Genomic DNA, 24,212 nt, shown 5'->3' on the forward strand with positions numbered 1-24,212 from the left:
GCGCGCAGAGACAGGTTATTCGCAACCCTGCTCTCCCCGCTTAGACGGGGAGGGGCGACGATGACCGGTGCACAATGGGTGGTAAAAGCGTTACAACAACAAGGGGTGGATACCGTTTTTGGTTATCCTGGGGGCGCCATCATGCCCGTTTACGATGCCCTTTTTGACGGTGGGGTGGAACATATCCTCTGTCGCCACGAGCAAGGCGCCGCCATGGCTGCGATCGGGTATGCCCGAGCCAGTGGCCGTCCTGGGGTATGCATTGCGACATCAGGCCCTGGCGCCACCAATCTCGTGACCGGGCTTGCCGATGCGATGATGGACTCAGTCCCTATTGTGGCCATCACCGGCCAGGTTGCTAGCCCTCTTATCGGTACCGATGCTTTTCAAGAAATCGATGTGCTGGGCTTATCGTTAGCCTGCACCAAACACAGTTTTTTAGTGACCGATCCCGCTGAGCTCACCCCCACACTCGCACAAGCATTTGAAGTGGCACAATCAGGTCGACCGGGCCCCGTGCTCGTCGATATCGCCAAAGACGTACAGCAAGGCTTGATCCCTGAGACTACAGTCCAGATCACCACGCCACATATCGCGCCACTCAACAAGACAGATATCGACCAGGCGAATGCGCTTATCCGAGCCAGTCAGCGCCCTATGGTCTATCTCGGCGGCGGTGTGGTGTTAGGCAAAGCCACTCAAGCAGTGCGCGATTATTTAGCGCGCAGTGAACTGCCTGTGGTCAGTACCTTAAAAGGCTTAGGCACCGTCGCACCGCACTATCCGTATTATCTAGGCATGTTGGGCATGCATGGCACCAAAGCCGCTAACTTGGCGGTGCAAGCGTCCGATTTGCTGATTGTCATCGGCGCACGCTTTGATGACAGAGTCACCGGCAAGCTCGATACATTCGCCCCCCACGCTAACGTGGTGCATATCGATATCGATGCGGCGGAAATCAACAAACTGCGCCGCGCACAAGCACCGGTTTGCGCCCCACTCAATCTCGTGCTTCCCGCCCTAGAAAACCCTGACACATCGCCTGATTGGCGCGCTCAAATCACCACCTGGCAAACGACGCACACGTGGCGTTATGACCACCCAGGTGAGGCCATCTATGCGCCGGCACTGCTGAACAACCTTTCGCAACGTATGCCAACCAGTACGGTGGTCGCGACCGATGTCGGCCAGCACCAGATGTGGGTCGCGCAACATGTACTCCCATCACGGCCAGAGAATCTATTAACCTCAGCAGGGCTGGGCACTATGGGCTTTGGTTTACCGGCTGCAATGGGCGCCAAAGTCGCTCGCCCCAATGATGAGGTGGTGTTAGTGACCGGAGATGGCTCGTTTATGATGAATATTCAAGAGCTGGGCACACTCAAACGCCGAGGGATCGCCGTTAAAATCATTCTGCTTGATAACCAGCGTTTAGGCATGGTTCGTCAATGGCAGCAGCTGTTTTTCGATCAACGCTACAGCGAGACCGATCTGTCTGACAATCCGGATTTTCTCACCCTCGCGCGCGCCTTTGATATTCCTGGACACAGTATCCAGCGCAAAGACGAGGTCGAGGACGCCCTCAACACCTTGATGACACATCAGGGCCCGTATTTGCTGCATGTTGCCATCGACGAAATGGAAAATGTATGGCCACTGGTACCGCCTGGGGCAGCCAACCAACAAATGATGGAGCAAAGCTGATGACACAACACCAATTTTCAATTCATGCCACCCACAGCCCTGAGTTGTTGGAGCGCGTGTTGCGCGTGATCCGTCATCGTGGCTTTACCGTCTGCCAGTTTACGATGTCAATGCCTTCGGACTCGGGACAGGTAATTTTTGATGTCACCGTCGAAAGCCAACGCGCGATCGAGACCTTGCGGCCACAACTGACTAAGCTATGGGACGTGGCAGAGGTCATGATGGCCTCTTCGACCACACAGTCCCTACGCGCATAACCAAAAAGGAAGAAAAGAATGTCGACAAATACCGCTGATTATATTTGGTCTAACGGGGAAATGATCGCTTGGCAGGATGCCACTGTGCACGTACTCACCCACGCCATGCACTATGGCACCTCAGTCTTTGAAGGGATACGTTGCTACGACACCCCAAACGGCCCCGTGGTATTTCGCCATCGCGAACACATGCAGCGCCTTAAAGACTCGGCGAAGATTTATCGTTTTCCGATCCCATTTAGCGTGGATGCGCTGATGGAAGGTTGCCGAGAAACCCTGCGCGTGAACCAGCTTCGCTCCGCCTATATTCGTCCGCTTGGCTTTGTCGGCAATGTTGGCCTCGGCGTTTGTCCACCGCCAGAGACACAGATGGACATCATCATCGCTGCCTTTAGCTGGGGAAGCTACCTTGGCGAAGACGCCCTCGCACAAGGGGTCGATGCCATGGTCTCGAGCTGGAACCGTGCCGCCCCCAATACCATTCCAACCGCGGCAAAAGCCGGCGGCAACTACTTATCGTCCTTATTAGTGGGTGGAGAAGCCCGCCGTCATGGCTACGCAGAAGGCATTGCACTGGATGTGCGTGGCTACCTGTCCGAAGGGGCCGGTGAGAACCTCTTTATTGTCAAAAATGGCGTGATCAGTACCCCACCGGCCACCAGCGCGATTTTACCTGGACTAACACGCGATTCGATCATCACACTCGCCAAAGAACAAGGGCTAACGATTCGCGAAGAGTCGATTGCACGTGAAGCGCTTTATCTGGCCGATGAAGTGTTTATGACGGGAACCGCAGCTGAAATCGTCCCCGTGCGCAGCGTCGACCAAATTACAGTGGGTGAAGGTCAACGAGGCCCGATCACCGCCTCACTACAGCAAGCCTTTTTTGGCCTGTTTGATGGCACTACCGAAGACAAATGGGGCTGGCTTGATCCCGTTCACCCCGACCAGCGCGCATAAGGCAAAGGAGTCGTAATATGCCAACCTATCGTTCCAAAACCACCACCCACGGTCGCAACATGGCAGGCGCACGCGCACTATGGCGTGCCACCGGCGTTAAAGATGATGATTTCGGCAAACCCATCATCGCGGTGGTGAACTCGTTTACCCAGTTTGTGCCCGGGCACGTCCACCTCAAAGATATGGGTCAGCTGGTGGCGCGAGAAATCGAACAAGCCGGCGGGATTGCCAAAGAATTTAATACCATCGCAGTGGATGATGGCATCGCCATGGGCCACGGCGGCATGCTCTACTCACTGCCCTCGCGTGAGATTATCGCTGACTCGGTCGAGTACATGGTCAACGCCCACTGTGCCGATGCCATGGTCTGTATTTCCAACTGTGACAAAATTACCCCAGGCATGTTAATGGCCGCCATGCGCTTAAATGTGCCCGTTATTTTTGTCTCTGGCGGACCGATGGAAGCGGGGAAAACCAAGCTTTCCGATCAAATCCTTAAACTCGATCTGGTCGATGCCATGATGCAAGGGGCCAACCCAGATGTGTCTGATGAGCAAAGCGAGCAAATTGAACGCTCAGCGTGCCCCACTTGTGGCTCATGCTCAGGGATGTTTACTGCCAACTCGATGAACTGTTTAACCGAAGCGCTGGGGCTCAGCCAACCCGGTAATGGATCCATGCTCGCCACTCATGCAGATCGCGAACAACTGTTTCTCAACGCCGGTAAACGGATTGTTTCGCTCGCCAAGCGCTATTACGAGCAAGACGACGACAGCATCCTACCGCGTAATATCGCCAACCGCGCCTCGTTTGAAAACGCCATGGCGCTCGATATTGCCATGGGCGGGTCAACCAATACCGTCTTGCACTTGCTGGCCGCCTCTCAAGAAGGCGATATCGATTTTGGTATGGATGATATTGATCGCATGTCACGCCAAGTCCCTCATCTTTGCAAAGTGGCACCCTCCACCCAGCAGTATCACATGGAAGATGTGCACCGCGCCGGTGGTGTGATGGGGATCCTCGGCGAACTCCAACGCGCCAACTTACTGAATATGGACCAGCAAACTGTGCTGGGCATGAGCCTTAAAGAGCAACTGGCGCACTATGACATCATGCAAACCGACGATGAAGACATCAAAGCGTTTTATCGAGCAGGGCCGGCGGGCATCCGTACCACCCAAGCCTTCTCGCAACGCTGTCGTTGGGACACTCTGGATGATGACCGTCAATATGGTTGTATTCGTACCCTCGAGCACGCATTCAGCCAAGACGGTGGCCTTGCCGTGCTACAAGGTAATATCGCCTTAAATGGCTGTATCGTCAAAACCGCCGGCGTGGATGAGAGCATTCTGACCTTCGAAGGGCCCGCGGTGGTCTTCGAAAGCCAAGACACCGCCGTGGAAGCGATTCTCGGTGGAAAAGTCAAAGCCGGCGATGTGGTCGTGATTCGCTATGAAGGACCCAAAGGTGGACCAGGGATGCAAGAAATGCTCTACCCCACCACCTACTTAAAATCGATGGGGCTGGGTAAGTCGTGCGCCCTGCTCACTGATGGCCGTTTTTCTGGCGGCACTTCCGGGCTATCCATTGGTCATGTGTCACCCGAAGCAGCTAACGGCGGCACCATCGCCCTCGTTGAAGACGGTGATCGCATTCACATTGACATCCCGACCCGTGAAATCAGCTTGCGGGTAGATGAAGCCACCCTCACTGCACGCCGAGAAAAGGCGCAGGCAAGAGGGTGGAAACCGAAAGATCGCCAGCGTCAGGTTTCTTACGCCTTAAGAGCCTATGCCACCCTTGCCACCAGTGCTGATAAAGGCGCGGTGCGCGATCGCAGTAAATTGGAGGAGTAAGCATGCAACAGGCGCAATCTTTACCCGCACAACCGATGGACGGTGCTGATTACCTTAGGGATATCTTGCGCGCGCCTGTTTATGAAGTGGCGATCACCTCGCCACTTCAAACCATGAAACGCTTGTCTGAGCGCTTCGATAACCAGGTGCAGCTCAAACGCGAAGACCGTCAACCGGTTCATTCATTTAAACTGCGTGGCGCGCATAATATGATGGCCCAGTTAACCGACGCGCAAAAGCAAGCCGGTGTGATTGCTGCCTCTGCCGGTAATCATGCACAAGGGGTGGCGTTATCTGGAAGCAAGCTTGGCGTGCAAGCAACCATCGTCATGCCACGTACAACACCGGCGATTAAAGTCGATGCGGTACGCGGCTTTGGCGGCAAAGTGGTGCTATATGGCAATAATTTTGATGACGCCAAAGGCAGAGCACAACAGCTTGCCGATGAGCATGGCTATACCTTTGTTCCGCCCTTTGATCACCCACAGGTGATTGCCGGTCAAGGAACTATCGGTCTTGAGCTAGTGCAACAAAATGGTCATCTCGATTATGTCTTCTTACCCGTCGGGGGCGGAGGCATCGCTGCCGGCGTCGCAGTGCTTATCAAACAACTGATGCCTAATATCAAGGTGATCGGTGTCGAAGCGGAAGACTCGGCCTGTCTGCGCGCGGCGTTAGATGCTGGCTTTCCCGTCACCCTCGATCGGGTTGGAACCTTTGCCGATGGCGTTGCAGTCAAGCGCATCGGCGATGAATCCTTTCGGCTATGCCAGCAATACCTTGATGACAGCATCACGGTGTCCAGTGATGCCATTTGCGCGGCGGTACAAGACATTTTTGAAGACACCCGTGCTATTTCCGAGCCGTCAGGCGCGTTAGCACTGGCTGGGCTAAAACACTATGTTGAAAAACATCAGCTAAAAGACAAGCAAATGGCCGCGGTGTTATCCGGTGCCAACACCAACTTTCACTCGCTACGCTACGTCTCTGAACGGGCTGAGCTGGGGGAAAAACGCGAAGGCCTACTTGCCGTCACTATCCCTGAACACACTGGCGCTTTTTTCAATTTCTGTCAGATTTTGGGCGATCGCGCCGTGACTGAGTTTAACTATCGATATGGGGATGAAAACCTGGCGAACATTTTCGTCGGGGTGCGGTTGCTGGGAGGCCAAGAAGAGTTGGATCAGATAATCAAGGATCTACGCCAAGCAAGTTATCCGGTAGAAGATTTATCCGACGATGAAATGGCCAAGGTTCATGTGCGTTACATGATTGGCGGGCGTCCCTCAACCCACCTCCATGAACGCCTGTACAGCTTCGAATTTCCTGAATACCCAGGCGCACTATTGCATTTTTTACAAACACTGGGCACCCACTGGAATATTAGCCTGTTTAACTACCGAAACCATGGCTCAGATTACGGACGTGTTTTATGTGGCTTTGAGATCGGCGACCAAGATTTGCTGGCATTTACCGCGCATTTACGCGAGCTCGGCTATGAATGGAAAGATGAAACGTCGAATCCCGCCTTTCGTTTTTTCCTCTCCCACTCGGCGACATAGACGCCAAATAAGCAAAAGCCCGATAACGTTTATCGGGCTTTTTGTTTATTCGTTTCGCGGCTCGGGCGTCATTGATACGACATACTCAGCAATTGATAGTGCGTTATCCATAACGGTTTGACGCGCAACTTGCGGCAACTGACTCAGCAAGCTGGTTAAGGCGGCCAAATCGTCACGATGAGTGAAGGCAATGTCGCGCTCATCAGACTCACCATGCACGAACCAATTAAAAGGGCGTCCGGTGATCTCTGCAATCGTGACCAGCGCTAGAATTTTTGGATCGGTTTTCCCCGATTCCATATCTAGATAGGTTTGCCGCGCGACATTCAAACGCTGCGCCATCTCTACCTGAGTGATTTTACTGAATTCCCGTGCTTCACGGATCCGTTGCGCCATATGCGCGGTCGAAATCACCATGATTCATGCCTCATCTCTGCTACCCGAGCTGTATTAAACAAAAGCCCGTCACAACACCAACCCTGCATTATGCATGGCTCGGTAGGCGTATCATGGTAGCGCACATCGATAGTGTGATGCTGCGCTACGGATGCCTACCTCAGTAAGCAAGCACTTACCCGCATATCTAGTCGGTCAGGCAGTGCTCTTATGCGCGTTGAGCGGCCTTTGAATAGTTCACAAGGAACGACGCCATGTTCACGCTTTGATTTAAAATGGCCGTGCGCGCTTCATGGGGTAAACGCGAGAAATGCTCGAGCAAGCGGTTCACATCTTGCTTGTATTGAACATCATGCATCTCAACATCTTCGTCGCCATAGACAAACCACACTAATGGACGTTCAGTCAATTCAGCGATATTGGAAAGCATGCGAACGCGAGGCTCAGTTTTACCGTTTTCGATATCCAAATAAGTCTGACGCGCCACATTGAGTAGTTTGGCCATTTTCACTTGAGTGATGCCTTTCCACTCACGCGCTTCTTTGATGCGTTTTGCTACTTGGGTTTTAGAATCAATCATTGCTTCCTCACTACAACTTATCAATATTTGGCGTTATACCCTGAGTATGCACAATGTAGGCCAGGTTATTAGGCATCAAATAAAGAATTAAAAATCATAGAGTTAGATACACACACGACATCCTGTTTACATTTCAAGACGCCATGCCTGAGATTGAATGCAAAATGATTTGCATTTTGCAACAAAGCCTATGCAGATCGCATTTTTATAGCAAAGAAGAAGTAACTGATAAATGATCAACCACGCTCCTAGTCAGAGCGTGGTGATTACTAGGCAGGATTATTCTACCGTCACCGCTTTGGCGAGGTTACGAGGTTGGTCAACGTCCGTGCCTTTAATTAAGGCCACATGATACGACAATTGCTGCATCGGGATGGTGTAGAAAACCGGGGCGATGATGTCATCCACGTGTGGCATGGCGATAATTTTCATGCCTTCTTCCGGTGTAAAATCGGCATCTTGATCGGCAAACACATAGAGCTGGCCACCACGAGCACGTACTTCTTCAATGTTTGATTTGAGCTTTTCCAACAGCTCATTGTTCGGTGCGATCACAATCACCGGCATGTCAGCATCAATCAGCGCCAATGGGCCATGCTTTAGCTCACCAGCGGCATAGGCCTCAGCGTGAATGTAAGAGATTTCTTTTAGCTTGAGCGCGGCTTCAATGGCAATCGGATAATACTCACCACGGCCAAGGAAGAGCGCATGATGCTTGTCAGCAAAGTCCTGAGCGAGCTGCTCAATCGCTTTATCAAACGTGAGTGCCTGCTCAATGCTAGAGGGGAGATGGTGCAAGGCATCGACAACCTCACGCTCTTTATCACGGCCGATACGCCCTTGCATTTTACCCAGCGCGGTGACCAGCATCAGTAGCGCGGACAGCTGGGTAGTAAAAGCTTTGGTCGATGCAACGCCGATTTCCGTCCCTGCTCGCGTCATAAAGGCTAAGTCAGACTCACGAACCAGTGATGAACCTGCCACATTACAAATGGCCATGGTCGCCATATAACCACGCTCTTTCGCTAAGCGCAGCGCCGCTAGCGTATCGGCCGTTTCGCCAGATTGCGATAAGGTAATGAGCACACTGTTGGGACGGGTAACAAACTGGCGATAGCGAAACTCAGAAGCAATCTCGACATCACAGCTAATCCCAGCCAACGACTCAAACCAATAACGTGCCACCATGCCCGCATTGTAAGAAGTCCCGCAGGCGATAATTTGAATGTGCTGCGCTTTGGCCAAAATATCGCTGGCGCCATTGCCAATCGCATCCACAATCACATGGTCGTTGCCCAAACGGCCTTCCATAGTGTTGGTAAGCGCGGTGGGTTGCTCATAGATTTCTTTTTGCATGTAGTGGCGATATTGGCCTTTATCGGCGGCATCGTATTGAGCACTGGCTTCATGCACCTCGCGATCGACCGGTGTGCCTTCCTGATTATAAATTGTCACCTCGCGGCGAGAGATATCAGCCACATCCCCTTCTTCAAGGTAAATAAAGCGACGCGTCACATTCAAAAGCGCAAGCTGATCCGAGGCGAGGAAATTTTCCCCCACCCCCAATCCAATCACCAACGGGCTGCCCGAGCGCGCGGCAATCAACCGCTCAGGTTGGCGTCTATCCATCACTACAGTGCCGTAAGCCCCTTCAAGCTGATCGACGGTGCGTTGAAATGCATTCAGCAAATCACCACTTTGTTGCATCTCCCAGTCAACTAAGTGAGCGATCACTTCGGTATCGGTTTGCGAATCAAATTGATAGCCACGTGCTTGCAGCTGTTCACGCAATGTCTGATGGTTTTCGATAATGCCATTATGGACCACCGCAATATCATTACCGGACATGTGTGGGTGGGCATTGGCTTCGCTGGGTTCTCCATGGGTGGCCCAACGCGTATGCGCGATCCCCGTTCCCCCGGTCGGATGAGACGCTGCAACGGCATCGGAGAGCGCAGCTACCTTACCCAAACGACGAACGCGGGTTAATTGCCCCTGGTCATCCGTGATCGCAACGCCAGCAGAGTCATAACCGCGGTATTCAAGACGACGTAGGCCTTCCACTAAAATTTCAGCCACATCACGCTGCGCCACAGCGCCTACAATTCCACACATAGTCTTTCCTTATTGGGTTTATCAGGTATCGGCACAGATCACATCTGTCCCCGTTTGTTCGATCGCGCGCTTGAGATCGTCGTCGAGTTGGCTATCGGTGATCAAGGTATCGATGCTGGACCAGGCAAGCTCCAAATTAGGAATACGGCGACTGATCTTGTCAGATTCGATCATCACCACCACTTCACGCGCGACCTCCGCCATCACCCGTGTCAGACCCGTCATCTCGTTAAAGGTGGTCGTGCCGCGCACCACATCAATGCCGTCGGCGCCAACAAAGAGCTGATCAAAGTCATAGGCACGTAAGGTTTGTTCGGCTACTTGACCTTGAAAGGACTCAGAATGGGTATCCCACGTTCCCCCCGTCATTAATAAGGTGGGTTCGTGTTCAAGCTCACGAATCGCATTGGCAACCTGCAATGAGTTAGTCATCACCACTAGACCGCGCTTTTTGTCGAGCAAAGGGATTAAAGCCGCAGTCGTGGTGCCACTGTCGACGACGATACGGTTATGATCTCGAATACGCGCCGCTGCAGTATCGGCAATACTTTGCTTTTGCTTCGACACTTTCACCGCCTGCTCCGATACCATTTCTTGCGGTACGGGCACAGCTCCGCCATAACGGCGCAGTAGCAGGCCGTTTTTCTCTAGCTCGGCCAAATCTTTACGGATAGTCACTTCGGAGGTTTCAAAGCGTTGAGAGAGGGCATCAACACTCACCTGCCCTTGCTCTGTTAGCAAGGACACAATGGTGTGACGGCGTTGTTGGGTGTTTCGTTTCGACATATAACCACTAAAGTTTCGATTCGAAACTTATGATAAACAAAACAAAACAAAGTTCAAGATGAAGTGGCGAAAAGTGTTAGAGGGACGGAAAAGTGTGACTGGCAGATAACAAAAACGAAAAAAGCCCACCAGCTGAAGCTAGTGGGCTTAATATGGTGCGGAAGGAGAGACTTGAACTCTCACACCTTGCGGCGCCAGAACCTAAATCTGGTGCGTCTACCAATTCCGCCACTTCCGCATGTTTTTTATGATAACTCAGCGGGCGGGCTAAGTATCAATTGTCTTGGTGCGGGGGGAGGGACTTGAACCCTCACGTCCTTTCGGACACTAGCACCTGAAGCTAGCGCGTCTACCAATTCCGCCACCGCCGCAAACCGGTGTGATTCACTGCATCTGCAATAAATCAGAATAATGGTGGCTACGACGGGATTCGAACCTGTGACCCCATCATTATGAGTGATGTGCTCTAACCAACTGAGCTACGTAGCCGACCTAAAGTGGCTGGGGTACCAGGATTCGAACCTGGGAATGACGAGATCAAAACCCGTTGCCTTACCGCTTGGCGATACCCCAATTTTTCATGCCGCTTTACAGCCACATGTCTTTAATAAATGGTGCGGAAGGAGAGACTTGAACTCTCACACCTTGCGGCGCCAGAACCTAAATCTGGTGCGTCTACCAATTCCGCCACTTCCGCTTTCCAAGTTGTTCATCTCACTTCATGGTAGTTGAAGAAAGATGGCGCGTCCGGGAGGATTCGAACCTCCGACCGCCTGGTTCGTAGCCAGGTACTCTATCCAGCTGAGCTACGGACGCGTTGGCTGGGGTACCAGGATTCGAACCTGGGAATGACGAGATCAAAACCCGTTGCCTTACCGCTTGGCGATACCCCAACTGAGGCGCGCATAATAGGCTGGTTTTTATCGGGAGTCAATACCTGATTTTACCAATCGCACAACTTTTCGCCTATCAAGCTAAAAAGCCGCTGTGCGCGCTCAATAGTCAGTATTCTACTTCTTTTTCGGCCGTTGCCAAGCCTCAATTGTCCTTGGTTTGGCGCGAGTGATGATTAGTTGACCATCCGCGACATCTTTACTGATGGTACTGCCCGCGCCAACGGTGACCCCTTCACCAATCACCACCGGGGCGACGAGCTGAGAATCCGATCCAATAAAGGCATTATCTTTAATCACGGTTTTATGTTTATTGGCACCATCGTAATTGCAGGTGATCACGCCAGCGCCGATATTCACGCCGCATCCCACCTCAGTATCACCAAGATACGTCAGGTGGTTGGCTTTAGAGCCTTCGCCAAGTTGGCTTTTTTTCATTTCCACGAAGTTACCCACATGGGCATTGCGTGCCATTTCAGCACCGGGACGTAGCCGCGTAAACGGCCCAACCGTGCAGTCTTCCCCGACGCTAGCACCTTCCACCACGCTATAAGGGCGAATTAAGGTGTTGTCATCAATCTCGCAATCAATCAGTACGCTTCCGGTCCCGATAGTGACGTTATCACCCAAGGTCACACTGCCTTCGATGATGACGTTGGCATCAATGGTGACATCTCGGCCACATTGCAACTGGCCGCGTAGATCAAAGCGCGCCGGATCGGTAAGCATGACGCCGCTCAGTAGCAGTTGCTCGGCTTGCATTTTTTGATACTCACGCTCAAGACGAGAGAGCTGCAGGCGGTTATTGACGCCTTCGACTTCGACGGCATTGACGGGGTGTACCGCTTGAATAGCCCGGCCTTGTTGATGCGCCAGCGCAATCACATCCGTAAGGTAAAACTCACCTTGGGCATTATTATTGTCTAGCTGCGACAACCAATGACGTAGGTCGCGCCCTGTTGCCACCAATACGCCGGTGTTAATTTCGGTAATCGCAAGCTGACTGTCAGTCGCATCTTTTTGCTCGACAATCGCGACCACTTCCCCTTTTTCACGCACAATACGACCGTAACCGGTTGGATCGTCCTGATGCACAGTTAACAGCCCAATCCCGCCCTCTGGCTGCCCTTCTAGCAAACGCGTTAAGGTTTGCTCTGAAATTAAGGGCACATCGCCATAGAGCACCAACACTTGCTCATCATCGGCGAAATGTGGCGCAGCTTGTTGCACTGCATGGCCTGTCCCGAGCTGCTCGGCTTGTAAGCACCAATTCACCGGCGAGTGAGCCAACACACGCTGCATGGTTTCACCACCATGGCCATACACTAAATGAATTTGCGAAGCGCCGAGGCTGTGGCAGGTATCAATCACATGTTCAACCATTGGTTTACCAGCCAATGTGTGAAGCACTTTAGGGGTTTGAGAATACATGCGCGTGCCCTTACCGGCCGCGAGAATAACCGCACTGTATTGCATAGTCTTTCCGTGATGAGGGTTGATTTGAATAAATAATGAGGCTCAGTGTAACGCTTTTTGGTGGTAAGACGCACCTAGCAGATATCACGTCGCGCGGCACATAAAAAAAGCGACGCCGAAGCGTCGCTTATATTCTTACCGTAAGTGCCTGATTAACGCTTGTGTTTGGTCAGTTCGATCACTCGAAGCTTCGCAACCGCTTTAGCCAGGTCACTGGCCGCTTGAGCAAAGTCGACGTCTTTATGCTGATTATGGATTTTATCCTCAGCGCGACGCTTCGCTTCTTCTGCCTTGGCTTGGTCTAGCTCTTCACCACGAATTGCCGTATCAGCCAGTACAGTGACTGTACTAGGCTGAACTTCAAGCGTGCCGCCAGAAAGATAAATAATCTCTTCGCTACCGCCTTGCTTGACGATACGCACCATGCCCGGCGTGATAGCGGTCAGCAGCGGTGTGTGTCCTGCGTGAATACCCAGTTCACCTTCGCTACCGGTCACCTGAATATGCTCGGCACGGCCAGAGAACAATTGTCGCTCTGCACTGACCACATCCAGATGGAAGGTTATCGCTGCCATATCGCCTCCTACTCAAGCCTTACAGGTTTTTCGCTTTTTCGAGTACTTCGTCGATGCTACCGCAGTACAGGAAAGCCTGCTCTGGAATATCATCGTACTCGCCACTGAGCAGGCCTTTGAAGCTTGCAATAGTATCTTTCAGCGAAACATAAACACCTGGTTGGCCGGTGAACACTTCAGCGACGTGGTAAGGTTGAGTCAAGAAACGTTCAATCTTACGTGCACGTGCAACCGTTAGCTTATCTTCTTCAGATAGCTCATCCATACCCAGAATAGCAATAATGTCTTTCAGCTCTTTATAGCGCTGAAGCACAGATTGCACACCACGTGCCATATCATAGTGGTCTTGACCTACCACCAAGGGGTCCAACATACGTGATGTCGAATCCAATGGGTCGATCGCTGGGTACATACCCATAGACGCGATGTTACGTGACAATACAACCGTTGCATCCAAGTGGGCAAAGGTGGTGGCTGGTGACGGGTCAGTCAAGTCATCCGCTGGCACGTAAACCGCCTGTACGGAAGTAATCGAACCAGTACGGGTAGACGTGATTCGCTCTTGCAATACACCCATCTCTTCAGCGAGCGTTGGCTGATAACCTACTGCTGATGGCATACGACCCAACAGTGCAGATACCTCAGTACCGGCAAGGGTATAGCGATAGATGTTGTCGATGAACAGTAGAACATCACGGCCATCATCACGGAATTTTTCCGCCATGGTTAGACCGGTCAGTGCGACACGCAGGCGGTTACCTGGTGGCTCGTTCATCTGACCATACACCATGGCCACTTTTGACTCTTCAGGGTTTTCGATATTAACAACACCCGCTTCCTGCATTTCGTAGTAGAAGTCGTTACCCTCACGAGTACGCTCCCCTACACCAGCAAATACAGACAGACCTGAGTGTTGCAGTGCGATGTTGTTGATAAGCTCCATCATGTTAACGGTTTTACCAACACCCGCACCACCGAACAAACCAATTTTACCGCCTTTCGCAAACGGGCAGATAAGGTCGATAACCTTAACACCGGTTTCCAAAAGCTCAGTGGAATTCGATTGTTCTTCGTAAGTTGGCGCTTCACGGTGAATCGAGTAGCGCTCTTTTTCACCAAGATCGCCACGCTCATCAATTGCATCACCCAGAACGTTGACGATACGTCCTAGCGTTGCTTCCCCAACAGGGACTTGGATTGCAGCCCCTGAGTTTTCTACTTCGATTCCACGACGCAGACCATCAGATGAGCCCATAGCGATAGCACGAATTACGCCACCACCTAGCTGCTGCTGAACTTCCAACACCAGACGCTCGCCTTCACGTTTCACATTCAACGCATCATATACCTTCGGCACTGCGTCTTGTGGAAACTCTACGTCGACTACCGCACCGATGATCTGAACGATCTTACCTGTAGCCATCGTTATTCCTCTAAACTAGTTCGTTAACCTTTGCCTTTACACCGCACTTGCGCCAGAAACAATCTCTGACAGCTCTTGGGTGATCGCAGCCTGACGGGCTTTGTTGTACACCAACTGCAGATCATCAATCAGATTACCTGCATTGTCGGTCGCAGCTTTCATCGCCACCATACGCGCCGCTTGCTCACTGGCGAGGTTTTCCACCACACCTTGATACACTTGTGACTCGGCATAGCGAACCAACAAGGTATCGAGCAAGGGCTTCGGCTCAGGCTCATAGATATAATCCCAAGCGTGGCTAGTCTGCATATCCTCGTCGTCTGACTTGGGCAAAGGCAGCAATTGATCGATCACTGGGGTCTGCACCATGGTGTTCTCAAATTTATTGAAAACAACATATAAGCGGTCCAGCTCACCTTCATTGTATTTTTTCAGCATCACCCCGACCGTACCGATCAGGTCTTCCAGTACGGGGGTATCCCCCAAACCAGAGGTTTGTGCGACTACATTTCCGCCGTAATTGTTAAAGAAAGCGGTCGCTTTCGCCCCGACCAATGCCATATCGATCTCAGCACCTTTGTGGGTCCAGCTTTCCATATCTGTGATGACATTTTTGAACAGGTTAATGTTCAAGCCACCACACAATCCGCGGTCAGTAGAAATGATGATGTAACCAACGCGCTTGGCTTCCCGCTCTTCCAAATAAGGATGACGGTACTCCAAGTTACCCAGTGCAAGATGACCGATCACTTTGCGCATAGTGACAGCATATGGACGTGACGACTCCATGGCTTCTTGCGTTTTACGCATTTTGGAGGCTGCCACCATTTCCATCGCTTTAGTGATCTTCTGTGTGTTTTTCACACTTCCGATCTTAGTACGAATCTCTTTTGCGCCGGCCATAGTTACTCTCCGTTAGTGGGTGACCACCTAAGTGGCCACCTACAATGTTACCAAGTCTGGGTCGCTTTGAAGTCGTCCAACAGCTTTTTCAGCTGTGCTTCAACGTCATCGTTGTAAGCACCAGACTCATCAATCTGAGCAGCTAGGTCGGCATACTGCGCCTTCGCAAAGGCGAGCAGAGATTGCTCAAAGTCACCGATCTTGTTCAGCTCAACGTCTTCCAAGTAGCCTTTTTCAGCCGCAAAAATAACCATGGCCTGCTCAAAGACAGACATTGGCGCATATTGCATCTGCTTCATCAGCTCGGTCACTTTCTGACCGTGATCCAATTGCTTCTTGGTTGCGTCATCCAGATCCGATGAGAACTGAGCAAATGCAGCAAGCTCACGATATTGTGCCAAGGCTGTACGAATACCGCCTGACAGTTTTTTCATGATCTTAGTTTGCGCAGAGCCACCGACACGAGAGACCGAGATACCTGGGTCAACCGCGGGACGGATACCGGCGTTGAACAGCTCAGTTTGCAGGAAGATCTGACCATCGGTGATCGAGATAACGTTGGTCGGTACGAATGCAGACACGTCACCCGCTTGGGTTTCAATGATAGGCAAGGCGGTTAATGAACCGGTTTTACCTTTCACTTCACCTTTGGTGAACTCTTCGACATAGTGCGCGTTTACACGTGCAGCTCGCTCAAGAAGACGTGAGTGCAAGTAGAAAACGTCACCCGGGAAGGCTTCACGGCCTGGTGGACGACGTAGCAGCAGCGAGATCTGACGATATGCAACAGCCTGCTTAGACAGGTCATCGTAAACAATCAGCGCATCTTCACCGCGGTCACGGAAATACTCGCCCATTGCACAACCTGAGTAAGGCGCAAGGTATTGCAATGCTGCCGCTTCAGACGCTGAAGCCACCACGACAATGGTGTTTTTCAGTGCATCATGCTCTTCCAACTTGCGAACTACGTTGGCAATGGTTGAGGCTTTTTGACCAATCGCGACATAAATAGAGTAGATACCAGAGTTTTTCTGGTTAATGATCGCATCGATCGCCAACGCGGTTTTACCGGTTTGGCGGTCACCGATGATCAGCTCACGCTGGCCTCGGCCGATAGGGATCATTGAGTCAACCGCTTTATAGCCGGTTTGAACAGGTTGATCGACCGATTGACGAGCGATAACGCCCGGCGCAATCACTTCGACAGGCGAAGTGGTTTCGGTTTCGATCGGTCCTTTACCGTCGATTGGCTCACCCAAGGTGTTCACCACACGACCTAACAGTTCAGGACCCGTCGGTACTTCAAGAATGCGACCAGTACCGGTGACTTTCATGCCTTCTTGTAGATCCGAATACGGACCCATCACAACCGCACCTACAGAGTCACGCTCAAGGTTTAATGCTAGCGCATAACGGTTACCAGGCAGTTCAATCATTTCCCCTTGCATCGCATCAGCAAGGCCATGGATACGAATAATACCGTCGCTGACTGACACGATGGTACCTTCGTTACGCGCTTCACTCACAACGTCGAATTTTTCGATGCGTTGTTTGATCAGATCGCTAATTTCCGTGGAATTAAGTTGCATGCTCCAATTCCCCAAATCAAGACTGCAATGCATCGCTCAGGCGGCGCATACGGCCACTTACTGAGTTATCGATGACCAAGTCTCCAGCTCGAATAATAACCCCGGCAACCAGGGCTTCGTCTACACTACAGTTCAGCTTTACTTTGCGCTCAAAACGCGTCATTAGCTTTTCACTGATGGCTTGTTGTTGCTCTTCGGAAAGAGCCGTCGCTGACGTGACTTGCACATCAACTTCTTTTTCCAATTCCGCGCGCATGGCGAGAAACTGTTCACAAACCTCAGGAAGCGCTTTTAGACGCTTGTTTTCCGCCATCATTTTAATCAAATTTTGGCCGAAATCGTTGAGCTGATCGCCACCCACTGTGATGAAAATATCTGCTAATTTCTCGGCAGAGTAGGACGCGTCTAACATATGTTTTACGCGTTCATCACGGGCAATCTCAGCAGTAAAGGCAAGCATTTCAGCCCATTGGACTAACTCGCCTTTTTCTACCGCAAAATCAAAGGCTGCTTTCGCGTAGGGGCGAGCGAGTGTTGTCAGTTCAGACATTGCTGCCCCTCCTTGTTACAGTTCTGCAGTGATTTTATCGAGAAGATCTTTATGCGCGTTCTGGTCAATAGAACGCTCAATAATTTTCTCGGCACCAATAACAGCGAGCGATGCGACTTGCTTACGCAGCTCATCGCGTGCACGGTTACGCTCTGCTTCCAACTCGGCCTTACCCTGGTTTAGGATATTGTCGCGCTCAGCAGCCGCTTCGACACGTGCCTCATCGAGGATTTGTGCTTTGCGTTTGTTGGCCTGCTCGATAATGTCAGTTGCATTGCGCTTCGCTTCTTTCAATTGATCAGAAGCGTTCGCCTGGGCTAAATCCAGGTCTTTGGCGGCGCGATCAGCCGCCGCGAGACCGTCAGCGATTTTTTTCTGACGCTCTTCAATCGCTTGCATCAATGGTGGCCATACATATTTCATGCAGAACCACACAAAGATAGTGAACGCGATTGCCTGGCCTAGCAGAGTTGCGTTGATATTCACAACGGCGCCTCCTTAATCATAAGCTAAAGGGTCTGTTCAGCTATTAGCCAGTTTACAGTTGACCTACGAATGGGTTCGCGAACGTGAACAGCAGTGCAATTACGATACCGATCATTGGAACCGCATCAAGAAGACCCGCGATGATGAACATCTTAACTTGCAGCATAGGAGCCATCTCAGGTTGACGTGCTGCACCTTCAAGGAATTTACCACCCAGCAGGGCGAAACCAATCGCAGTACCAAGGGAAGCAAGACCTACAATGATGCCCACGGCAATTGCAGAAAAGCTCAATAAAGTTTCCATCACTATCTCCAGTTTTCGTTGTCGGCTATAAGCCAATAATGACTAACAAATTGCTTTCTAAAAAATGTCATCAATGATCTGAGTCTTCGTGCGCCTGCGAGAGATACACGACGGTCAACATCATAAAGACAAAGGCTTGAATCGTAATGACTAGAATGTGGAAAATTGCCCACGGCACAGAACCCAGCCATTGCGCCCACCACGGCAGTAACGCCGCGATAAGAATAAATACCACCTCACCGGCAAACATGTTACCGAACAGACGCATCCCAAGAGAAATAGGCTTCGCCAGTAACGAAACTATTTCCAACAGGAGGTTGAACGGAATCATGATCGGGTGATTAAACGGGTGTAACGCTAGCTCTTTAGCAAAGCCACCGATCCCCTTTATCTTGATGCTGTAAAAAATCATCAAGAAGAACACGCCCAGCGCCATTGCAAGGGTGATATTTACGTCTGCAGTTGGAACCACTTTTAAATATGGAATACCCAACCAGTGTTCCGCCGGATAAGGAAGAAAATCGATAGGAATTAAGTCCATCGTATTCATCAGGAATATCCAGACGAAGATAGTCAGGGCCAAAGGTGCGATCAGCGGATTGCGTCCATGGAAGGTTTCGCGGACATTGTCATCAACGAACTCAACCAAGATTTCGACAAAACACTGAAGCTTACCCGGGACACCTGTCGATGCTTTCTTTGCCACTGATCGGAAAATGCCTAAGAAGACGATACCGATGAGGACAGAGAAAAACAGGCTATCAATATGAACCGCCCAAAACCCCTCACCGCTTGACAAGTGTGTCAGGTGGTGAGTGATGTAGCTAGACGGTGTAAGCGCATCACCTGACGCAGCCATAACTCATCCTATTTGTTGTTGTTAATGAATAAAACTGGCGCAAAGATATTAATCCCTAATGCCAGCAAATAGGCCAGTTTGAGGGGAACAAGTTCCACCTCGACATACAGGTAAGCAAGGACAAACAAGACGACGGTCAGTGAAATTTTTAAGACTTCACCGCCAAAGAAGGACGCGACCACAAATTTTGCAGCTCTTGCCCCACTAAAGAGGAAAGCACACGACGCAAACACAGCATTGGCTATCACAAAGATACCCCCACCGATTAACGCGGATTTTCCCCAGTCGACATTGATAGCAAGTGCCATCAAGATTGCCGTTGCTAATACGACGCCAGCCTGCAAAAGCACCAATTTTGTCGCGATTTCACGACCCGGCCGCGCGAGCGTCGATACCATGTATTTGTTCCTCGATTCCGTTCCACTTAGCACTGTTGCCGTGCTGGGAAAACAGCAAAAATTATACGTTTCGCCCCGACTAATGCAATCGCATCAATGTAAAAAAGCAGGGAAAATTTTACAACAGCGTAACCTGATCACAGTAAGCACTTTTATGTAACAAAAAGCGACTGGCATAAGTCACATTTCTTCGTCGAAAATTGCAAGAATTTGCGCTAACTTTTCAGATTCTTCGAAATTAATCACTAATTTCCCACTGCCGTTTTTCTGTTGTGTTAAAGCGACACTCACGCCAAATTTATCGCCTAGGCGTTGCTGAAGGGCTTCAACTTCAGGTGATAATTTAGGCTTTTTCGCTTCAACTGGTGGCGAAAGCATTTTTTTTACCAGTTTTTCTATTTGGCGAACCGTCATTTTCTTATTGACCGCGGTCAAAGCCGCATCAATTTGTACGTCGCCTTCCAGTGCCAGCAAGGCACGTGCGTGGCCCATTTCGAGTTGTTTGTTAAGCAGCAATTGCCGCACCCCGGATTCCAAACCATTTAACCGAAGTAGGTTACTAATAGTGGTCCGAGACTTTCCCAGTGACTCAGCAAGCTGTTGGTGAGTCAGTTCAAATTCATCCACTAAGCGCGCCAATGCCTGCGCTTCTTCCATGGCATTCAAGTTTTCGCGTTGAATGTTTTCAATTAAAGCGACCGCGCTCGCGACCTTGTTGCTCATTTCTCGTACCAAACAAGGGACTTGCTTTAATCCTGCTTGTTTAGCGGCTCGCCAACGACGTTCACCGGCGATGATCTCATAGCGTCCCGCCGCGATCTGACGCACGACTAAAGGTTGAATCACACCTTGAGCACGAATTGACTCCGTCAGTTCTTCCAGTGCTTCTTCAGCCATGCCTTGGCGCGGCTGATATTGACCCGGCTCCAGCACGGTGACCGACAGCTGTTGTAATTCGCTATTGCTGGTATCGGTCGATTCAGGGGCCACTGTTTGTGAAGACTGTGCTTGTGCACTGGTCGCCAATAGGGCGTCGAGGCCCTTTCCAAGCCCGCGTTTCGCTGAATTCATTGTTTTCCTCAGGCATTGACAGCGTCTGGCGAGGAGCGAGCTTGCTCTTCGCGACGCAGAATTTCACCCGCAAGGGCGAGGTAGGCTTTAGCACCGCTCGATAGTTTGTCGTAGTACATGGCGGGTCGGCCATGACTTGGCGCTTCCGCGAGCCGCACATTGCGGGGAATCACTGTACGATACACCTTATCACCGAAGTGTTTTTTGATCTGATCCGATACTTCGGTCGCTAATCGGTTTCTTGGGTCGTACATAGTGCGCAAGACACCTTCAACGTGAAGGTCGGCGTTCACCACGCTTGCCAGCTTGCTAATGGTATCCATTAAAGCAGTCAGTCCTTCCAGGGCAAAGTACTCACATTGCATCGGGACAAGAACGGAATTAGCCGCAGTCATCGCATTGATGGTCAGCAGGTTCAGTGAAGGGGGACAGTCAATAAAAATATAATCATAACGGTCAACGACAGTCTCGAGCATCGTGCGTAGACGTACCTCTCGAGCGAACACTTCCATGAGTTTTATTTCTGCTGCTGTCACATCACCGTTGGCAGCGACAAGGTGATAACTTCCCGCCGTATTTTCAACCACAACTTGTTCGAACGGTGTTTCTTCAATGAGTAGGTCATAGGCCGTTGCATGGACATCGTACTTATCGATGCCGCTCGCCATGGTCGCATTGCCTTGTGGGTCCAAATCGATCAGTAGCACCTTGCGATTGGTGGCAGCCAGTGATGCTGCGAGATTGACACTCGTGGTGGTTTTACCCACGCCGCCCTTTTGGTTTGCTACCGCGATAACTTTACCCACGTGCTTTCGACCTCTACTCGTTACTCTTAGCTCTCAAGATTACTAGATGACGCGCCCCTTCCAATCCCGGTACCTTCAAAGCTTTGATATCGGTCACAGAACAATCAGTAGGAAGCGCATCAATTTCTTGTTGGTCCACTTGTCCTTTCAACGCATAGAAGCATCCTTGCGCATGCGGTAAGTGGTGACACCAGCTCACCATGTCGCTCATCGATGCAAAGGCGCGACTGAGTACAGCATCAAATCCATGCTCAGGGGTAAAGTCTTCCACCCGACTTTGGACCGGGGTCACATTTGTCAGCCCAAGTTCGTGAAGAACTTGGCGGATAAAACGAATCCGTTTACCCAAACTGTCCAATAGCGTGAACTGTTTGTCCGGATTAGCAATGGCCAATGGGATGCCTGGTAGTCCCGGTCCTGTGCCGACATCGATAAACTGTTGGCCTTTGAGGTGAGGCGAGACAACGAGACTATCAAGAATATGTTTCACCACCATGTCGTCAGGATGACGGACCGAGGTTAAATTGTAAGCTTTATTCCATTTGTGCAGCAGACGCACGTAGTCCAGTAACTGCTGTTGCTGTTGTGCTGACAGGACGAGGCCAGCTTGCGCCAGCCCATGTTCGAGTTGTTGTTCCATTTTATGCCCCTTTTTTCAGCATGCCTTGCTTTTTCAAATGGACAAGCAAAATGGAGATCGCCGCCGGCGTGACGCCAGAGATACGTGAAGCTTTACCCACGGTTTCAGGGCGCGCATCGGCGAGCTTACCTTTCACTTCATTCGATAAACCTTTTATGTGGTCGTAATCGAGATCAGTGGGTAATTCGGTATTTTCATGACGTTGTGATTTAGCAATTTCATCTTGCTGACGGTCAATATACCCCGCATATTTCACCTGAATTTCAACCTGTTCACTGGCTTGCTGATCCGCATGAGCCGGTTCAAAACTTGGCAATGTCACAATATCGCGATACCGCAACTCAGGACGACGCAGGAGATCTTCGCCATTCGCTTCGCGTGTTAACGGTGTTTTGAGCATCGCGTTCAGTGCTGCCACATCGTCAGAATGGGGATGGATCCATGTGCCACGTAACCGTTGACGCTCTTGCTCCATGTTTTCCATTTTCTGGTTAAAACGCGCCCAGCGGGTATCATCGACCAAACCGAGCTCACGGCCTTTTTCCGTCAAACGCATATCCGCATTATCTTCACGCAGCAATAGGCGATACTCAGCACGCGACGTAAACATACGGTAGGGCTCTTGCGTGCCCATGGTAGAGAGATCATCAATCAACACGCCCATATACGCTTGGTCGCGACGCGGGCTCCAACCGTCTTTGCCTTGTGCTTGCAGCGCCGCGTTACATCCTGCCAGCAAGCCTTGAGCCCCCGCTTCTTCATAGCCGGTGGTGCCGTTGATTTGTCCGGCAAAGAATAACCCGCTAATAAATTTGGTTTCTAGTGTTTGCTTAAGATCGCGAGGATCGAAAAAGTCATACTCGATCGCATAACCTGGGCGGATCACTTTGGCGTTTTCAAAGCCTTTGATCGATTGAATGATCCCCATTTGCACATCAAACGGTAAGCTGGTGGAAATACCATTTGGATACAGCTCATTGCTGGTTAGCCCTTCAGGTTCAACAAAGATCTGATGTTTGTCTTTGTCGGCAAAGCGCATCACTTTATCTTCAATCGATGGGCAATAGCGTGGACCAATCCCTTCAATGACACCGGCATACATTGGGCTTCGAGATAAGTTTTCTCGAATCACGTCATGGGTTTTTTCATTGGTATACGTGATATAGCAAGGCATTTGTTGAGGATGTTGACTGACATCACCCAAAAATGAAAAGACCGGACGTGGTGTATCACCATGTTGGGTTTGCATCACTGAGAAATCGACTGAACGTGCATCAATACGCGGTGGCGTTCCCGTTTTTAAACGATCGACGCGAAACGGCAATGCACGTAGGCGATCGGCGAGCTTGTTCGACGGTGGATCTCCGGCGCGCCCTCCGGAGTAGTTATCCATACCAATATGGATTTTTCCACCTAAAAAGGTACCGACAGTCAACACCACAGTGGTTGCGCTGAATTTCAGTCCCATTTCTGTTTCTACCCCAGTGACGCGATCCTGATCGACGATCAAATCCACCACGGCTTGTTGGAAAAGGGATAGGTGTGGCGTGTTTTCTAGGGTATGGCGGATCGCCGCTTTGTACAACGCACGATCAGCTTGTGCTCGTGTTGCTCGTACTGCGGGTCCTTTCGACGCGTTCAGGGTTCTAAACTGGATCCCGCCTTTGTCGATAGCTTGCGCCATCGCGCCGCCTAAGGCATCAATTTCTTTTACCAGGTGTCCTTTCCCGATCCCGCCAATCGCAGGGTTACACGACATTTGTCCCAAAGTGTCGATATTATGGGTTAATAACAACGTTCTTTGATTCATTCGAGCGGCGGCTAGTGCTGCCTCGGTACCAGCATGGCCACCACCCACAACGATGACGTCAAAGTGATCCTGGTAAAACATGATTAAAGCCTCAACCTGGTTAAGTGTTTGCGCATGAACTAAGCAAAAGGGGCGACATTCTAGCGCTTTTTCTCTCAACAAGGAACCAAACCTTGATCCTGATCTTCTTAAGGCTTTCGCTTTATATAT

At 50.9% G+C, this 24,212-nt stretch carries 23 protein-coding genes and 7 tRNA genes; 5 read left to right on the plus strand and 25 right to left on the minus strand.

Annotation, left to right across the window (positions count from 1 at the left end):
- The first annotated feature begins 60 nt into the window (after window positions 1–60).
- Genes ilvG through ilvA form a run of 5 tightly spaced genes read left to right on the plus strand, consistent with a single transcriptional unit; the run spans window position 61 to window position 6,342 of the window.
- Window positions 61–1,704, plus strand: a complete 1,644-nt coding sequence (gene ilvG, locus BZG76_RS13690) for an acetolactate synthase 2 catalytic subunit (protein WP_077461776.1) — start codon at window positions 61–63, stop codon at window positions 1,702–1,704.
- Complete coding sequence (ilvM, locus tag BZG76_RS13695; protein WP_021022736.1) at window positions 1,704–1,961, plus strand: acetolactate synthase 2 small subunit; 258 nt, start codon at window positions 1,704–1,706, stop codon at window positions 1,959–1,961. The genes ilvG and ilvM overlap by 1 nt, the downstream gene beginning before the upstream one ends.
- 18 nt (window positions 1,962–1,979) lie before the next feature.
- Entirely contained in the window at window positions 1,980–2,921 is a 942-nt protein-coding gene (gene ilvE / locus BZG76_RS13700) for a branched-chain-amino-acid transaminase (RefSeq protein WP_021022737.1), read from the plus strand.
- Window positions 2,922–2,938: 17 nt separating this feature from the next.
- Window positions 2,939–4,780 (plus strand): dihydroxy-acid dehydratase, encoded by a 1,842-nt coding sequence (ilvD, locus tag BZG76_RS13705; RefSeq protein ID WP_077461777.1) that lies wholly within the window; start codon window positions 2,939–2,941, stop codon window positions 4,778–4,780.
- Window positions 4,781–4,782: 2 nt separating this feature from the next.
- Window positions 4,783–6,342 carry a threonine ammonia-lyase, biosynthetic gene (gene ilvA / locus BZG76_RS13710; protein ID WP_077461778.1) on the plus strand — a complete coding sequence of 520 codons (1,560 nt, stop codon included), beginning with the start codon at window positions 4,783–4,785 and terminating at the stop codon, window positions 6,340–6,342.
- 45 nt (window positions 6,343–6,387) lie between these two features.
- On the opposite strand, the gene BZG76_RS13715 is transcribed toward ilvA, so the two are convergent.
- The 25 genes from BZG76_RS13715 to mnmG form a co-directional block, all read right to left on the minus strand.
- Window positions 6,388–6,759 carry a helix-turn-helix transcriptional regulator gene (locus BZG76_RS13715; protein WP_021022740.1) on the minus strand — a complete coding sequence of 124 codons (372 nt, stop codon included), beginning with the start codon at window positions 6,757–6,759 and terminating at the stop codon, window positions 6,388–6,390.
- Window positions 6,760–6,946: 187 nt separating this feature from the next.
- Window positions 6,947–7,318, minus strand: coding sequence for a helix-turn-helix transcriptional regulator (locus BZG76_RS13720; RefSeq protein WP_021022741.1), 372 nt, complete (start codon window positions 7,316–7,318; stop codon window positions 6,947–6,949).
- A gap of 279 nt (window positions 7,319–7,597) precedes the next feature.
- Window positions 7,598–9,433 (minus strand): glutamine--fructose-6-phosphate transaminase (isomerizing), encoded by a 1,836-nt coding sequence (gene glmS / locus BZG76_RS13725; protein WP_077461779.1) that lies wholly within the window; start codon window positions 9,431–9,433, stop codon window positions 7,598–7,600.
- A gap of 21 nt (window positions 9,434–9,454) precedes the next feature.
- A complete protein-coding gene (locus tag BZG76_RS13730; protein ID WP_077461780.1) occupies window positions 9,455–10,219 on the minus strand; it encodes a DeoR/GlpR family DNA-binding transcription regulator in 765 nt (254 codons plus the stop codon).
- Between the two features lie 153 nt (window positions 10,220–10,372).
- Window positions 10,373–10,457 (minus strand) — tRNA-Leu (locus tag BZG76_RS13735).
- A 46-nt stretch (window positions 10,458–10,503) separates the two neighbouring features.
- Window positions 10,504–10,590 (minus strand) — tRNA-Leu (locus BZG76_RS13740).
- Window positions 10,591–10,631: 41 nt separating this feature from the next.
- Window positions 10,632–10,708, minus strand: a tRNA-Met gene (locus BZG76_RS13745).
- A gap of 9 nt (window positions 10,709–10,717) precedes the next feature.
- Window positions 10,718–10,792 (minus strand) — tRNA-Gln (locus BZG76_RS13750).
- Between the two features lie 39 nt (window positions 10,793–10,831).
- A tRNA-Leu gene (locus BZG76_RS13755) sits at window positions 10,832–10,916 on the minus strand.
- A gap of 42 nt (window positions 10,917–10,958) precedes the next feature.
- Window positions 10,959–11,035, minus strand: a tRNA-Arg gene (locus BZG76_RS13760).
- 2 nt (window positions 11,036–11,037) lie between these two features.
- Window positions 11,038–11,112, minus strand: a tRNA-Gln gene (locus BZG76_RS13765).
- Window positions 11,113–11,229: 117 nt separating this feature from the next.
- Window positions 11,230–12,588: a bifunctional UDP-N-acetylglucosamine diphosphorylase/glucosamine-1-phosphate N-acetyltransferase GlmU gene (glmU, locus tag BZG76_RS13770; RefSeq protein ID WP_077461781.1), complete on the minus strand. Its 1,359-nt coding sequence runs from the start codon at window positions 12,586–12,588 to the stop codon at window positions 11,230–11,232.
- A gap of 152 nt (window positions 12,589–12,740) precedes the next feature.
- Window positions 12,741–13,163, minus strand: a complete 423-nt coding sequence (locus BZG76_RS13775; RefSeq protein ID WP_077461782.1) for a F0F1 ATP synthase subunit epsilon — start codon at window positions 13,161–13,163, stop codon at window positions 12,741–12,743.
- A 19-nt stretch (window positions 13,164–13,182) separates the two neighbouring features.
- A complete protein-coding gene (atpD, locus tag BZG76_RS13780; protein ID WP_025744735.1) occupies window positions 13,183–14,586 on the minus strand; it encodes a F0F1 ATP synthase subunit beta in 1,404 nt (467 codons plus the stop codon).
- 36 nt (window positions 14,587–14,622) lie between these two features.
- Entirely contained in the window at window positions 14,623–15,489 is an 867-nt protein-coding gene (gene atpG / locus BZG76_RS13785; RefSeq protein ID WP_025744734.1) for a F0F1 ATP synthase subunit gamma, read from the minus strand.
- A 47-nt stretch (window positions 15,490–15,536) separates the two neighbouring features.
- Window positions 15,537–17,078 carry a F0F1 ATP synthase subunit alpha gene (gene atpA / locus BZG76_RS13790; protein WP_077461783.1) on the minus strand — a complete coding sequence of 514 codons (1,542 nt, stop codon included), beginning with the start codon at window positions 17,076–17,078 and terminating at the stop codon, window positions 15,537–15,539.
- 16 nt (window positions 17,079–17,094) lie between these two features.
- Window positions 17,095–17,628 (minus strand): F0F1 ATP synthase subunit delta, encoded by a 534-nt coding sequence (atpH, locus tag BZG76_RS13795; RefSeq protein WP_077461784.1) that lies wholly within the window; start codon window positions 17,626–17,628, stop codon window positions 17,095–17,097.
- 15 nt (window positions 17,629–17,643) lie between these two features.
- The gene (gene atpF, locus BZG76_RS13800; RefSeq protein WP_077461785.1) at window positions 17,644–18,114 is read right to left on the minus strand and encodes a F0F1 ATP synthase subunit B; all 471 of its coding nucleotides are present in this window, start codon (window positions 18,112–18,114) and stop codon (window positions 17,644–17,646) included.
- Between the two features lie 52 nt (window positions 18,115–18,166).
- The gene (gene atpE, locus BZG76_RS13805) at window positions 18,167–18,418 is read right to left on the minus strand and encodes a F0F1 ATP synthase subunit C (protein ID WP_025672872.1); all 252 of its coding nucleotides are present in this window, start codon (window positions 18,416–18,418) and stop codon (window positions 18,167–18,169) included.
- 70 nt (window positions 18,419–18,488) lie between these two features.
- Window positions 18,489–19,277, minus strand: coding sequence for a F0F1 ATP synthase subunit A (gene atpB, locus BZG76_RS13810; RefSeq protein ID WP_025744730.1), 789 nt, complete (start codon window positions 19,275–19,277; stop codon window positions 18,489–18,491).
- Between the two features lie 8 nt (window positions 19,278–19,285).
- Window positions 19,286–19,675 carry a F0F1 ATP synthase subunit I gene (locus BZG76_RS13815; RefSeq protein ID WP_077461786.1) on the minus strand — a complete coding sequence of 130 codons (390 nt, stop codon included), beginning with the start codon at window positions 19,673–19,675 and terminating at the stop codon, window positions 19,286–19,288.
- A 180-nt stretch (window positions 19,676–19,855) separates the two neighbouring features.
- Window positions 19,856–20,746, minus strand: a complete 891-nt coding sequence (locus tag BZG76_RS13820; protein WP_077461787.1) for a ParB/RepB/Spo0J family partition protein — start codon at window positions 20,744–20,746, stop codon at window positions 19,856–19,858.
- A gap of 8 nt (window positions 20,747–20,754) precedes the next feature.
- On the minus strand, window positions 20,755–21,552 hold the full coding sequence (locus tag BZG76_RS13825; RefSeq protein ID WP_025744729.1) for a ParA family protein: 798 nt from the start codon (window positions 21,550–21,552) through the stop codon (window positions 20,755–20,757).
- Window positions 21,553–21,565: 13 nt separating this feature from the next.
- Window positions 21,566–22,192 (minus strand): 16S rRNA (guanine(527)-N(7))-methyltransferase RsmG, encoded by a 627-nt coding sequence (rsmG, locus tag BZG76_RS13830; RefSeq protein WP_077461788.1) that lies wholly within the window; start codon window positions 22,190–22,192, stop codon window positions 21,566–21,568.
- 1 nt (window position 22,193) lies between these two features.
- On the minus strand, window positions 22,194–24,083 hold the full coding sequence (mnmG, locus tag BZG76_RS13835; RefSeq protein WP_077461789.1) for a tRNA uridine-5-carboxymethylaminomethyl(34) synthesis enzyme MnmG: 1,890 nt from the start codon (window positions 24,081–24,083) through the stop codon (window positions 22,194–22,196).
- Between the last annotated feature and the right edge of the window lie 129 nt (window positions 24,084–24,212).

Origin of the sequence: Salinivibrio sp. AR647 (genome assembly GCF_001995415.1) — a bacterium.
Taxonomy (GTDB): Bacteria; Pseudomonadota; Gammaproteobacteria; order Enterobacterales; family Vibrionaceae; genus Salinivibrio; species Salinivibrio costicola.